The sequence below is a fragment of the Flavobacterium sp. genome (assembly GCF_044341185.1).
GTDB lineage: Bacteria > Bacteroidota > Bacteroidia > Flavobacteriales > Flavobacteriaceae > Flavobacterium.
The window spans coordinates 66,021-80,387 of record NZ_JBIISE010000002.1; the positions used below are offsets into that span (position 1 = coordinate 66,021).

Sequence of the window (14,367 nt, forward strand, 5' to 3'; positions counted from 1 at the left end):
AATAACGTTTTAGTCTGCTAAAACAATTACTTTATTGTTATTCATTTCTATAGTACCAGACTGAATGGCTAACCAATACGTTTGCTCATTTACTTTTGTAAATTTAGCTTCGTTGTTTTTATCAATATTAAAACTTGCTGCACTGATTTTAACATTTCCTTTTTGTAAAATGGAAACTACAGCCGCGTGATTGTTTAACATTTGAAACTCGCCATTAATTCCTGGAACAGAAACGGATGTTACTTCTCCTGAAAATAAAGTGGCTTCTGGTGATACTATTTCTAAAATCATACTTTTATTATTGATAATTAATAATTGAAATGGATAATTAATTGTCAATTATCAATTGATAATTGTCTATTTATTATGCTTCTGCTAACATTTTTTCTCCAGCTTCAATAGCTTCTTGGATACTTCCTTTAAGGTTAAATGCTGATTCTGGTAAACGATCTAATTCACCGTCCATAATCATATTAAATCCTTTGATAGTATCTTTAATATCAACTAAAACACCTGGAATCCCTGTAAACTGTTCCGCTACGTGGAAAGGTTGAGATAAGAAACGTTGTACTTTACGAGCACGAGATACGACTAATTTATCTTCTTCAGATAATTCTTCCATACCTAAAATCGCAATAATATCTTGTAATTGTTTGTAACGTTGTAAAATTTCTTTTACTCTTTGCGCACAATCATAGTGCTCATCACCTAAAACTTCAGGCGTTAAGATACGAGAAGTAGAATCTAATGGATCTACCGCTGGATAAATACCTAACTCAGCAATTTTACGAGATAATACTGTTGTTGCATCTAAGTGAGCAAACGTTGTTGCTGGTGCCGGGTCAGTTAAATCATCCGCAGGTACATAAACCGCTTGCACCGATGTAATAGAACCCGTTTTTGTTGAAGTAATACGCTCTTGCATTACCCCCATCTCTGTTGCCAAAGTTGGTTGGTAACCTACTGCAGAAGGCATACGTCCTAAAAGTGCAGATACTTCAGAACCCGCTTGAGTAAAACGGAAAATGTTATCTACGAAGAAAAGAACGTCTTTTCCTTGTCCTGTTCCAGCTCCATCACGGAAATATTCCGCAATAGATAATCCTGATAAAGCTACACGAGCACGAGCACCAGGTGGCTCATTCATTTGTCCGAAAACGAAAGTAGCTTTAGATTCTCTCATTCCTGGCATATCAACTTTAGATAAATCCCATCCTCCATTTTCCATAGAGTGCATAAATTCATCACCATATTTTATAATTCCAGACTCTAACATCTCACGAAGTAAATCATTTCCTTCACGCGTTCTTTCACCTACTCCTGCGAATACTGAAAGTCCACCGTGACCTTTTGCAATATTATTAATTAACTCTTGAATTAATACCGTTTTACCAACTCCAGCACCACCGAATAAACCAATTTTACCTCCTTTTGCGTAAGGTTCAATTAAGTCGATTACTTTAATGCCTGTAAATAAAACTTCAGATGAAGTAGCTAAATCTTCAAATCTTGGTGCGGCACGGTGAATTGACATTCCGTTGTCTCCGTCTTTAGGTAATTCACCTAAACCATCGATAGCATCACCAATAACGTTGAATAAACGACCATAAACATCTGGTCCAATTGGCATTTTGATTGGATTTCCTGTTCCAACCACTTCAGTACCTCTTGATAAACCATCAGAAGAGTCCATTGAAATAGTACGTACCGTATTTTCTCCAATGTGAGATTGTACTTCTAAAACCAATTTAGTACCGTCTTTTTTAGTAATTTCTAACGAATCATAAATTTTTGGAAGTTCTCCGTTAGTAGTGTCAAACACTACGTCTACAACTGGTCCAATAATTTGTGCAACTTTTCCTGTAACTTTAGACATTGCTTATGTATTTATTTAATAGCTATTTATTATTGAAAAAAACATACTTTTTTCAGAGTGCAAAGATAGTTTTTTTAGATGCAATTATGCAATATATTTTTTGACTTTTTTTCAATAAAAAAGCGAAATAGTAATTATTTCGCTTTTTTGTATATTTTATATATTTTATTTTGTTTTATTATTTAATTCAAAAATCCTTTTAAGTATGAAAATAAACTAACATTATGAATCTCAAAAGTTACATTTCAAAAAAACCCGATTCATTCTATGAATCGGGTTTGAAGTTAATTTATAATTAATTTTTTAATTTGCTTTATTAAAGTATCGGAAGTAATTTCAACCATATACAATCCTTTAGACAAATCAGATGTATTTATTTGCACCTCTTTGGAGTTTACTCCATTTACTTCTTTCACTTTTTTCCCTAAAATATCATAAATTACAATTGATTTTATATTTTCAGAATTACTTTGTAAATAAACTTGAACAAAATTTGAAGCAGGATTTGGAACTAATAAAAAATTACTCGTTTCAAATACTAAATTCCCTAAAATTGAAACAAATTGTGTATTAAAGGTATTTGTTACAATTGCAGGATTTGTATCAAAGTAAATATTTGCAGTATTTGGAACAATATCTCCAATAGCAAAACCTGGTTTTAATTTTATTTTAAAGAACACATAACCTTTACTCATCTCCTCATTTGAAAGCGCAGGCGGTAAATTAATATAATCAAACTTCCATATGATTTGGTTATTTATTCTTTCCATTACGTAACCATGACTTGCATTAATCATTTGTATGCTAGTTTCATCTAATTTTGAATCTAGTAAATCTTCAATTTTTACACTAATAGCATTTGCGGTTCCTTCGTTTTGGAAACGAATGGTGTAGTAAAGGTAATCACTAGCGGCAAATTGATTAAATTGAATTTCTTTTCCATGCGATTCCATTTTATCATTTGGATCATATGAAGCTACTACAATTTGAGAATTTGAAAAAGCATTATTAGATACGTTAATATCTGAAGATGGAGCAGAAACTGTTGCGTTATTTATCAGTACATCATTAATATTCACAATAGGTATTGCTGGAACACTCATTGTAACATTGATAAAACGAGTTTCATAAGGAGTTAAATTTGTGAAATCATATGTAAATCCTGTTGCACTACTAACAATTCCAGGCTGAGAAACAGATGTTATTGTAGCGTTAGTGTCCTTTGTAAATGAGATTTGTCCACTTGCTGTTGCAACACCTAAATTCCTATATACAATTTTATTAGTATAGTTAAATCCAGGTCTTGGTGGAGAAACCGAGACTATGGAAACAGCTACATCATTATAACCAGAAACTAGAGTTATAGGGAAATATAATGTTTGTGTACCACTTCCTAATGCAATGCTTACATCATTATAATTGGTTGTTCCAGCAGAATAATATGGCGCATATTCTGAACTTAATGTATAACTAAAATCATATGTGTTAATTGGGTTTGAATCATAAACGGTATACATTCCAAAAGGAGAAGAAATATTACTTATTGGTCCTGAATTATTTTGTTGTGATACAAATGAGCCATAAGTGAAATTAACCTCACCACTATCTTTAACACCGTTATTATTTGCATCAACATAGGAAATTAAATTAACTTTATCTGAACATTGCGGCGGGCCAGTAGTAAAACTTCCAGCTTTAATAAAAACAGCAGAGTCAAAAGCACTATCACTTCTATCAGCAACAACTAATTTAATATGATAAGGATGATTAGGAATAATAGCTGATGAAGCAGTCATTTCAGCAGTTTGTCCATTAAAATTTATTGCTGAAGTATAATTAGTAGCTCCCGAATAATAAGTGTCGAAAAAACCAGGGTTTACGGAAGCACAACTACTGTTATAAAGTGTATCTCGAATTGTAACTACTGATACTGGCGCTGATGTTCCAGGTACAACTGCTAAATTTGTGGTAACACCTGTTACTAAATCTGTAAGTAAAAAAGCAAAAGCATCTGCAAAAGTACATTGAAAAGTTCCATATTCATCAGAAGCAAATAAAAAATTAAAACTCATAAATTCGTTCAAACTTGTGAAATCAAATTCAAGTTTTGATGCGTTTTTTGAATTCATTGCTGTTCCTGTAGCTGTTAAAATAATATTTTCAAGCTCTGAATCACCTGTCCAAGTAGCAGAGCCATCACTTAAAATGGATGTATTCGGCCCAGGTACATTATTTACATTCCCAGTAGAAAGAACAATTCCAGATGATAATGGAAAAGTTGGGTTTGTATTTGTAAAATATCCAATACCGTTAGTTGAACCAAAATTCGTACCCGTACTAGAAGTCACATTAGAAATTGTGATACATGGATTATTTACTAATACATTCGTAACTAATTGTTCATTTGTATACGTTGTTGAATTTGTGACTAAAGGTGGTAATGTTATATATGGAGTAAAAGCATAACCTGCAGACCAATTACTAATAAAATTAACCCCACAAATTGCTCGTACATAAAATTTATATGTAACTCCAGTTGTTAATCCAGATACAGTATGAGAATTCACATTTACTATTGTTCCAACAGATGTATTTGTTGGTGCAGTTTCAGTTGCCAATGTAACAATTACTTCCCATTGGGTTGCAGAACCAACAGCCCAAGTTAATATTGCACTTGTCGGACTAATCCCATTTGTAGTTATTAGAGTGGGAATTGAACATGTTGATGTTGTAAAAATTGATGATAATGCCCAATTGCTTGAACTTGTTGAAGAACAAACTGATCTTACATATGCTTTATACGTTGTGCCAGATAATAACCCTGAAGCTGTATAAGAATTTGTATTTGTCAAAACACCTGTTGAAGACCCAGTTGGAGCAGCCATAGATGATGGTTGAATGATTATTTCCCATTGAGTTGCTGCATTATTTTCAGTCCAAGAAACTGTTGCTGAATTAAATGAAATTGCAGATGCTACTACATTTGTTGGTTTTTGACAAAATGTAAATGGTCCGCAAATTACATTTGCATCCCAACCAGGTTTATTTACTGAACTATCACTTCTGAATCTAAAGGTTAGACAACCATCAGGACTAGAAGAAGTAATTACTTCGGGAATTGATGTACCCCAAAAAGCTCCAGGTAATCCACCAGGAACATTTGCCGCTGGATTCGTACTAGAAATTTGTGGAGCAGTAATTGAATTCCCATTGTAAACATATAATCCATCCCAGTTTGCTTCTGTATCAAATGAATTAAAAATTACACTTACCATTTCACCTGCCGTTGATGGACAAATAACATAAGTAATATCTGAACTGTTTGCATAATTTGCTGTCAAACCTCCATTATCAATAAAGGTTCCCCCACAAACTGGAGGTGATAATTCAGTTGTTACAGTAACAGGAATTGACCAAAAGCTTGATTCTGAAAGAGAACAAACTGATTTAACATAAAGATTGTAACATGTCCCTGGTAATAATCCTGTGAAAACAAATGGATTTGTGGTGACATTTGTACCAATACTTGTATTAGATGGAGCTGTACCACAAGGCAAAGCAATAACTTCCCAAGAAGTTGCAGTACCAGTTTCAGTCCAAGCTAATGATACTGTATTTGTAGTTACTAACGAAGTTAATAGCGTTGATGGCATTAAACATGTTGCAGCTGGAGCACATGTTACATTAGCAATCCAACCTGGTTTGTTAACTGCATTGTCACTTCTAAATCTAAAAGTTAATGAGCCATCTGAACTTGACGACGTTATAGATCCAGGACTAATAGTACCCCAGAAAGCTCCAGGTAAAGCACCAGGAATATTTCCTGCTGGATTTGTACTAGAAATTTGTGGAGCAGTAACAGAGTTTCCATTGTAAATATATAGCCCATCGAAATTTGCTTCTATTTCGAAAGACGTAAAAGTTACTGTTACAAAATCTCCTGGATTATTTGGATAAATAGTTACTAAGTAATCACTATTATTTGCATAATTTGTAGTTGCACCTTCAGGATCAGTAAAAATTCCTCCACAAACTGGTGATGTTTGTGCAAAAGTTAATAGGGTTCCGAAAAATAATGCAAAAAAACTTAAAAGTAATTGTTTTTTCATGATTTGTTGATTTATAATTTCCAAATATAGATTGATTTTTAATGACTTACAAACAAAAATCAAGTTTTTATATAAAAACAATCTCAACTTCAATGAAATATAGTTATAGCTAAAGACAATATAGAAGATTTCAACAACTATTTTATTGTTTATTAACAGAATTTTTTGTGTTTCGAAATTTAAATTTGTAAGAATAATTATTAATTAATACTTAAAGGTATAATTATACTATTTTATTAATAAGAACATTTTGTTAAAATTAAAATCGAATAGGTATCTAATTTTAATATTTTTCAATAAAAAAGCGAAATAGTAATAATTTCGCTTTTTTATTTATTCTACTGTAACGGATTTTGCTAAATTTCTTGGTTGATCCACATTACAACCTCTTAATACTGCAATATAATAGGATAATAATTGCAACGGTATTGTAGTTAATAAAGGCGTTAATGCTTCCGAAGTTTCTGGGATTTCAATCACGTGATCTGCTAAAGCCCTTACTTGCGTATCCCCTTTAGTTACAACTGCAATAATTTTTCCACTTCTAGATTTTATTTCTTGAATATTACTTACCACTTTATCATAATGCCCTTTATTTGGTGCAATTACTATAACTGGCATTTGTTCATCAATTAACGCGATTGGTCCATGTTTCATTTCGGCAGCTGGATATCCTTCAGCGTGAATGTATGATATTTCTTTTAATTTCAATGCGCCTTCTAATGCTACCGGAAAGTTAAACCCTCTTCCTAAATATAAAGCGTTAGGTACATCTTTATAAATATTTGCAATTTGTTTACAAACTTCATTAGTTTGCAACGCTTCTTTTACCTTTTCTGGAATCATTTCTAATTCCAACAAATATCGTTGGTAATCAGAATGATTCATAGTTCCTTTAGCTTTAGCTAATCGTAATGCTAAAAGAGTAAGAATTGTAATTTGAGTAGTAAATGCTTTTGTAGAAGCTACTCCGATTTCTGGACCCGCGTGTGTGTATGCTCCAGCATGAGTTTCTCTTGAAATAGATGAGCCTACAACATTACATACGCCAAAAACGAAAGCGCCGTTTTCTTTGGCTAATTTTATAGCCGCTAAGGTATCAGCGGTTTCTCCTGATTGAGAAATAGCAATTACCACATCGTCTTTATTTATGATAGGGTTTCTGTATCTAAATTCTGATGCATATTCTACCTCAACAGGTATTCTTGCAAATTCTTCAATAATATATTCGGCTACCAAACCTGCATGCCATGATGTACCACAAGCAATAATTAAAATTCGTTTGGCATTAGTAAATTTTTCTAAATTGTCTTCCACCCCTGACATTTGAATGATTCCTTTATTGGCCAACAATCTACCTCTATAAGTATCTTTAATTACATTTGGTTGCTCATAAATTTCTTTTAACATGAAATGTTCGTAGCCTCCTTTTTCAATTTGTTCTAAATTCATTTGCAATTCTTGAACGTAAGGATCTACTAAAGAATCATCTTTAATTTTACGAACTTTCATTGGTTTATTCAAACGAATAATTGCCATTTCTTCATCTTCTAAATATATAGCATTTGAAGTAAATTCAATAAATGGAGAAGCATCTGAAGCTACAAAATATTCGTCTTCACCAATACCAATTGCTAAAGGTGAACCTAAACGCGCACAAACAATTTCGTCTGGCTTGTTTATATCAAATACTACAATTGCATAGGCACCGACTACTTGATTTAAGGCAACCTGTACTGCTTTTCCTAATTTTAAATTGTCTGTTTTCTGAACGTCTTCAATTAAATTAATTAATACTTCAGTATCCGTATCAGAATGAAAAACATAACCTCTTTTAATTAATTCTTTTTTTAAAGGTTCGTAATTTTCAATGATTCCATTATGTACAATGGCTAATTTCCCAGAATTTGAAAAATGGGGATGTGAATTTACATCATTTGGAACTCCGTGAGTCGCCCAACGTGTATGTCCAAAACCTATATGACCGTCTATAGTTATTTCTTTCGCAACTTTTTCTTCTAAATCGGAAACTTTCCCTTTAGTTTTACAAAGTTTTAAATTTTTTCCGTCATATAAAACTAAACCAGCACTATCGTAACCACGATATTCTAATCTTTTTAATCCTTTAATAATTATTGGATATGCTTCTCTATGACCAATATAACCTACGATTCCACACATATAAATAGTGATTTAATTTGGTTTTGTATAATGTATAACTAATTTTAATTTTTTAGCTGCGTCTGCTGGTGCATTCGGATTTGTTCCATGAAGTACAACACCTTGTTGTTCCATAATTGAAGCTACTGGGAAATATTCAATGTCATCTGTTGAAACAGTTGGTGTATTATTCACATCAAAAGGTGATTTGTAATAATAATTATTGCTGTAATTAATATTATCTGTAACTGTAAGTCCTAATCTAACGTTTTTATTCAAATCAACATTTGTACTGTTAATTAAATTATTTATATGTTGTGTAATTCTAATTTTATATTTAATTCCTTTTTTATCCGCAGTATCATCACGTTCGATAATACCTCCATAAATTAATTTATTGTATTTTGTATTTGAATTTGTTGTAGCATCAAAAGAATAATCTACTAAAGGTTTTTGATTCGTAGCATCAAATAAATATAACCTTTCTGCTTCTAATTGATTGGCGCCTGCCATTGCTGTTTTATCTATATAAAACTCTAAGTATGCTTCATTAATTAACCATCCTTTTAATCGTAATTGATCCAATTCATCTGGGATTTGATTGGCTCCAGTAACCAATTGTCCATTAACTGGTTTTAAAACATCGGTATCTCCAAAAACATCCAAATATACTACAGAACCTTTTCCTCCTTTTAGATATAATTTAGAGTCTTGTCCTGTTACTTGGTTTGAAGCTGACAAACCAGCATCATATGCTCCAGAATAGGAATAATCTTGCAAAGAAACTGAATTCGCGCCAGAACCTACACCAAAGTTCAATACAAGACTTTTTGATGTAGCAGCTGTTCCTGAAGCAGCACCATCGTTTATTGAGCTATAGTTTACGTTTAATTTAGCATTTGAGAAATTTAACATTGCCATAGCGCCTTCTTCTCCTGGAAGTTGTTCCATTTTAAAATACAATCCTTTAAAATATTGTTTAAAATCATTGTTATTAAATAAATTTGCACTTCCTGTTTCTAATATTCTTTTCTTAAAAAAAGCTTTGTTTAAGGTTAAATATATCCCTGGAGCTAAACGCTCTTTAACTACTCGTAATGATACATCATTTTGATTGGCTAAAACCACATCATTTGCATCAACATATTCTAAAATTCCTGTTGTGGTATTAAATTTAGTTTTATAAATAATAATTTCTGCTTTGTTAAAAAAGAACTGGTCATTTTCTGCAGTATTTGGACTATCATTTAATCGTGTTCCGTTTTGTACAGAATTTCCATTCCCATCATTTCCTCTTTTTAGATTCTCAAAATTTATTAGAGTTCCGTTTACAGAGCCATCTGAAAAATAACGTTGTTGAGTTTGAAAATTATCATTTGGATTGAAAGCATTTAAATAATATCCATTTTCGTAAACGCTTAATTTCATTTTACTTTCTTTATTTGATCCGTAAATAGATTGCAAAGAATATACTTTTGAACCATCTGCATTAGTGGTTTCTACCGTGTTGAAATACGGAACATATAGCGTCACATTTTCTATTTGCACACTGGTTCCGAATTTTGGCTGCTCAGTTACTAATGAAACTTGCGTAACAAAATTTGCTTTAGTAACACCAAAATATGGATTGTTATAAATACCCAAAGGATTAATTGGTAAATTATTGGTTTGCACTTCTTCTGTTTTAACAGAATACGCTTTCAATTGCGCTTCGTGTGTACTGAAATCAAAATGTTCATCACCAACTATATCGGAACCAATAGTATTAAAATCTTGATCACAAGAAATAAATACTAATGCAAAAACTAAAAATAAAACGGTTATATTTTTTTTCATTATTATTATTGTACTTTATTTTTTAAAAACTCTAAATATGTTTCTTTAAACGATTCTTTCGGAGTGAAAGGTAAAAAAGGTTTTTTAGAAGTTTCTATATATTTTGTTAAATCTGAAGTTAAGTTTTCTGATGCCATAATTATAGCATCTGAGTGATCAATTGTTGCCTTCATTAAATTAGTAAAAACCGGCTCTTTATATTTAGAAATAGCATCCTGTGGTAAATTATCAAATGCTAATTTAGTAATCAATTCTGTATCAAGTGTTCCATCAAAATCAGAAGCATAAACAGAAGTGATAATTTTTGTATCTTCAAAAATACCTTCATCTTTATAATAATGTTTTAGGTATACAGGCAACAAAGAAGCCATCCAACCATGAACATGAATAATATCAGGTACCCAATTTAATTTTTTTACGGTTTCTACAACTCCTTTTGCAAAGAAAATAGCTCTCTCATCATTATCTGCATACAACACGCCTTCTTCATCTGAAAAAGTAGCTTTTCTTTTAAAATATTCATCGTTATCAATAAAATAAACTTGAATTCTTTCTTTTGGTATAGAGGCAACTTTAATAATTAAAGGCATATCCATATCATTCACTACCAAATTCATCCCAGAAAGACGAATTACTTCATGTAATTGATGTCTGCGTTCATTGATATTTCCGTATCTTGGCATAAAAATTCTTATCTGCCCTCCTACTTCATTTATCATTTTCGGCAACTCATAAGAATGTAGTGATACTTCGTTTTCAGCTAAATAAGGCACTACTTCAGATGATACATATAATATCCTCTTGTCATTCATATAATAAATGTTATGTTTTTGTTTAATATGCAAAATTATAAAAATTTATGGACTTATCTACTAAAATAGTAAGTTTGCACTTTATTATAATATATTATGCCTGTTTTTCAAACACAAAATGCGTTACAAATTGAATTAAAAAAAGCTCAAAATCAATCAAAAAAAATTGGTTTTGTGCCTACAATGGGCGCTTTACACATGGGACATCTTTCGTTATTAGAAGAATCTTTATCTGAAAATGAAATTACCGTTTTAAGTATTTTTGTCAATCCTACGCAATTTAATAATGCTGATGATTTAAATAAATATCCTAGAACTCTAGAAAAAGATGTAGAGCTTGTTAATAAATTAAACAAAAACATCTTTATTTATGCACCAAGTGTTTCAGATATTTATGAAGGCAATACCGTTTCTGCTTCTTTTGATTACGATGGATTAGAACATCAAATGGAAGGCAAACATCGGCCAGGACATTTTGACGGAGTGGGAACTATTGTGAAGAAATTATTTGAAATTGTAAAACCAACAAATGCCTATTTTGGTGAAAAAGATTTTCAGCAATTACAAATTGTAAGAAAATTGGTCTCAAAACATAAAATTCCAGTAAACGTAATTCCTTGTAAAATTTACAGAGAAACTTCTGGGTTAGCGATGAGCAGCCGAAACGAACGGCTTTCTGAAAAAGCTCGAAACGAATCGAAATTAATACACAAAATACTTTTAGAAGCTAAAGATAAATTTAGACTAAAATCAGCCAAAAAAGTTTCTCAATTTGTAGTAAGCGAATTTAATAAACATAAAAATTTTACTTTAGAATATTTTGAAATTGCCGAAGAAGAAACGCTATTAACTTGTAAAAGAAAAATAAAAAATAAAAATTACAGAGGGTTTATTGCTGTTTTTATTGAAAATATACGATTAATTGATAATATTTCGTTAAAATAAATTATAAAATTTACATGAATTAATTAACTTTGCGGCATGCAAATACAAGTAGTAAAATCTAAGATACACAGAGTTTCTGTTACTGGAGCCGATTTAAATTATATTGGAAGTATTACAATTGACGAAGCTTTACTTGAAGCTGCCAATATTGTAGAAGGTGAAAAAGTGGCCATTGTGAATGTAAATAACGGAGAACGTTTAGAAACTTATGCCATTAAAGGGCCTAGAAACACAGGTGAAATCACATTAAACGGACCTGCTGCACGAAAAGTACATCGGGGTGATATTATTATTATTATTGCTTACGGAATTATTGACTTTGAAGAAGCAAAAACATTTAAACCTTGTTTGGTGTTTCCAAATGAAAAAGATAATTCCTTAACCTAGTTTTGAGAACAAAAGTTAGCAAAATTGCCTCTGTTTTTATTCCCTTATTATTGGGTTTCGGACTTATATATTATCAATATACCTCACTATCTGTTGAAGAATTAAATAAAATAAAATTTTGTTTTCAAAAAGCCAATTATTTTTATATTTACCTTTCATTAATAATCTCACTTTTTGGTTATTGGGCAAGAGCCTACCGTTGGAAATATTCCTTACAACATCTAGGATACCAAACAAATTTCAAAAACGATTTTATGTCGGTTTGTGTTTCTTATTTTATGAATTTAACCATTCCTAGATCGGGCGAAATTACTAGAGCTGCCTTATTAAAAAAATATGAAAACGTACCCTTTGATAAAGGATTTGGAACTATTGTAGCGGAAAGAATAGTAGATTTAATACTATTTTTATTATTTGTAGGTTTAGCATTTGTTCTTCAATTTGAAAAACTTTACCATTTCATCAAAGAAAAAATTGCGTTTGAAAAAATAATTTTCTTCGGAATTATTGGTCTATTCCTAGGAATCGTATTTCTTTTAATTTGGATATATGCAGAATGGAAAATAATAAAAAAAATAAAAAATAAATTTTCAGGATTAATTGAAGGCATGTTGAGCATTGTAATGATGAAAGATAAATGGAAATATATTTTCTTATCTTTTTTAATTTGGTTTTCCTATTTGTTAATGTTTTACATTCCTATTTATGCCTTACCTGAAACAGAAAATATTGGTTTTAACATCGTGATAATGGGATTCATTTTTGGCAGTCTTGCCGTTGGATTCACAAATGGCGGACTGGGCGCTTATCCGTTAGCCATTGCGATGATTTTTTCGTTATACGGTATATCAAATGAGATTGGAACGGCTTTTGGCTGGCTGGCATGGACTTCACAAACGATACTAACCATTATTCTTGGTTTACTATCTTACGTATTTTTACCACTTTATAATAAAAAATAAGTAGTATATTGCTACATTATTAAACCAATTACTTATGAAAATTAAATTTATCCTACTGTTTTTTATGGTCGCAATGTCTGCTTTTGCTCAAAAAGTAGCTGATAAAATTCAATCTAAAAAACTTAACGAAGAACGAAATTTTTCAGTTATTTTACCGGATTCATATGAAAATAGTCCAGAAAAAAAATATCCGATTTTAGTATTATTAGATGGCGAATATTTAGCTGATCCTTTTTCAGGAATTTTAAAATACGGGAATTATTGGGACGATTTACCTGAAATAATTATAGTTGCGGTGAATCAGAATTATGGAGAAACCCGTTTTAACGATAGCAATTATGGTGAAGATGGCTTACCGGCAGAATCAGGTGCTAAATTTTTTGAATTTATAGGATTTGAGTTATTGCCGTATATACAACAAAAATATAGAACACTTCCGTTTAGAATCATAGCGGGTCACGATACTACAGCCGGGTTTTTAAATTTTTATTTATATAAAGATGACCCAATATTTAATGCCTATATTTCTATTTCACCAGAAATGGCTCCGGAAATGGAAGTTCGAATTGCAGAACGATTAGCAAAAACACAAAAACCGGTGTTTTATTATCAAGCTACATCAAAAGCCGATTTAGAGGAAATTCAAGAAAACACAAAAAAACTTGATGATGTTGCAAAAGAAATTAAAAATACGAATCTTAACTATCGATATGACGTTTTTCAAAATACCTCACATTATTCATTAGTAGCAGAAGCTATTCCAAGTGCATTTTACTTTATTTTCAATGGTTATCAACCCATTTCAAAATTAGAATTCAACGAAAAAATATTAAAATTAGAAAGTGGTTATGCTCAATATTTAATTGATAAATACGATAATATTGAGAAAAAAATCGGGTTAAAAGTACAACCAAGATACTCAGATTTTAAAGCCATAGAAGCAGCAATAATTAAAAATAAAGCGTATTCAGATTTTGAAATATTAGGTGCTTATGCCGACAAACAATTTCCGAAAACTATGTTAGGAACCTATCATAGAGGTTTATATTTTGAGAAAATTGGGGATTACAAAAGAGCCGCAAAAGAATATCAAAGCGCTTATACCAAATCAGAAATTGGGGATTTAACCAAAAATTATATTTTAGATCGAGCAGAAGCTTTAAAATCAAGAAAAGAAGAACCTAAACAAGAAATTGAAGAATCAGCGCCAGTAGAAACGCCAACTGAAACACCTACAGAAACTCCAAAAAAAGACGAATAATTTCGAAAAATAAAAATAC

The 14,367-nt window shown here is 31.2% G+C and carries 10 protein-coding genes; 4 read left to right on the plus strand and 6 right to left on the minus strand.

Features of this window, described 5'->3' with window-relative positions:
• Window positions 1-9 precede the first annotated feature (9 nt).
• The 6 genes from ACIQZ1_RS00850 to ACIQZ1_RS00875 form a co-directional block, all read right to left on the minus strand.
• Window positions 10-291 carry a F0F1 ATP synthase subunit epsilon gene (locus tag ACIQZ1_RS00850; protein WP_291241411.1) on the minus strand — a complete coding sequence of 94 codons (282 nt, stop codon included), beginning with the start codon at window positions 289-291 and terminating at the stop codon, window positions 10-12.
• Window positions 292-364: 73 nt separating this feature from the next.
• Window positions 365-1,876, minus strand: coding sequence for a F0F1 ATP synthase subunit beta (gene atpD, locus ACIQZ1_RS00855; protein WP_396158153.1), 1,512 nt, complete (start codon window positions 1,874-1,876; stop codon window positions 365-367).
• 284 nt (window positions 1,877-2,160) lie between these two features.
• Window positions 2,161-5,985 carry a choice-of-anchor L domain-containing protein gene (locus ACIQZ1_RS00860; RefSeq protein ID WP_396158155.1) on the minus strand — a complete coding sequence of 1,275 codons (3,825 nt, stop codon included), beginning with the start codon at window positions 5,983-5,985 and terminating at the stop codon, window positions 2,161-2,163.
• Between the two features lie 333 nt (window positions 5,986-6,318).
• Entirely contained in the window at window positions 6,319-8,166 is a 1,848-nt protein-coding gene (gene glmS / locus ACIQZ1_RS00865) for a glutamine--fructose-6-phosphate transaminase (isomerizing) (RefSeq protein ID WP_396158157.1), read from the minus strand.
• A gap of 12 nt (window positions 8,167-8,178) precedes the next feature.
• Window positions 8,179-9,981, minus strand: coding sequence for a DUF4270 domain-containing protein (locus tag ACIQZ1_RS00870; RefSeq protein WP_396158159.1), 1,803 nt, complete (start codon window positions 9,979-9,981; stop codon window positions 8,179-8,181).
• 5 nt (window positions 9,982-9,986) lie between these two features.
• Window positions 9,987-10,793, minus strand: a complete 807-nt coding sequence (locus tag ACIQZ1_RS00875; protein ID WP_396158161.1) for a glycogen/starch synthase — start codon at window positions 10,791-10,793, stop codon at window positions 9,987-9,989.
• 96 nt (window positions 10,794-10,889) lie between these two features.
• On the opposite strand from ACIQZ1_RS00875, the gene panC reads away from it, so the two are divergent.
• The 4 genes from panC to ACIQZ1_RS00895 are packed head-to-tail and all read left to right on the plus strand — an operon-like array spanning window position 10,890 to window position 14,348.
• A complete protein-coding gene (gene panC / locus ACIQZ1_RS00880; protein ID WP_396158163.1) occupies window positions 10,890-11,738 on the plus strand; it encodes a pantoate--beta-alanine ligase in 849 nt (282 codons plus the stop codon).
• Window positions 11,739-11,774: 36 nt separating this feature from the next.
• Complete coding sequence (panD, locus tag ACIQZ1_RS00885) at window positions 11,775-12,125, plus strand: aspartate 1-decarboxylase (RefSeq protein WP_166075636.1); 351 nt, start codon at window positions 11,775-11,777, stop codon at window positions 12,123-12,125.
• 2 nt (window positions 12,126-12,127) lie between these two features.
• On the plus strand, window positions 12,128-13,087 hold the full coding sequence (locus tag ACIQZ1_RS00890) for a lysylphosphatidylglycerol synthase transmembrane domain-containing protein (protein ID WP_396158165.1): 960 nt from the start codon (window positions 12,128-12,130) through the stop codon (window positions 13,085-13,087).
• Window positions 13,088-13,121: 34 nt separating this feature from the next.
• Entirely contained in the window at window positions 13,122-14,348 is a 1,227-nt protein-coding gene (locus tag ACIQZ1_RS00895; RefSeq protein ID WP_396158167.1) for an alpha/beta hydrolase, read from the plus strand.
• The last annotated feature ends 19 nt before the right edge of the window (window positions 14,349-14,367 follow it).

Bases quoted from the DNA above. Each gene is read 5' to 3' on its own strand.
- ACIQZ1_RS00850 (WP_291241411.1), bottom strand. From the start codon at position 291: ATGATTTTAGAAATAGTATCACCAGAAGCCACTTTATTTTCAGGAGAA.
- atpD (WP_396158153.1), bottom strand. From the start codon at position 1,876: ATGTCTAAAGTTACAGGAAAAGTTGCACAAATTATTGGACCAGTTGTA.
- ACIQZ1_RS00860 (WP_396158155.1), bottom strand. From the start codon at position 5,985: ATGAAAAAACAATTACTTTTAAGTTTTTTTGCATTATTTTTCGGAACC.
- glmS (WP_396158157.1), bottom strand. From the start codon at position 8,166: ATGTGTGGAATCGTAGGTTATATTGGTCATAGAGAAGCATATCCAATA.
- ACIQZ1_RS00870 (WP_396158159.1), bottom strand. From the start codon at position 9,981: ATGAAAAAAAATATAACCGTTTTATTTTTAGTTTTTGCATTAGTATTT.
- ACIQZ1_RS00875 (WP_396158161.1), bottom strand. From the start codon at position 10,793: ATGAATGACAAGAGGATATTATATGTATCATCTGAAGTAGTGCCTTAT.
- panC (WP_396158163.1), top strand. From the start codon at position 10,890: ATGCCTGTTTTTCAAACACAAAATGCGTTACAAATTGAATTAAAAAAA.
- panD (WP_166075636.1), top strand. From the start codon at position 11,775: ATGCAAATACAAGTAGTAAAATCTAAGATACACAGAGTTTCTGTTACT.
- ACIQZ1_RS00895 (WP_396158167.1), top strand. From the start codon at position 13,122: ATGAAAATTAAATTTATCCTACTGTTTTTTATGGTCGCAATGTCTGCT.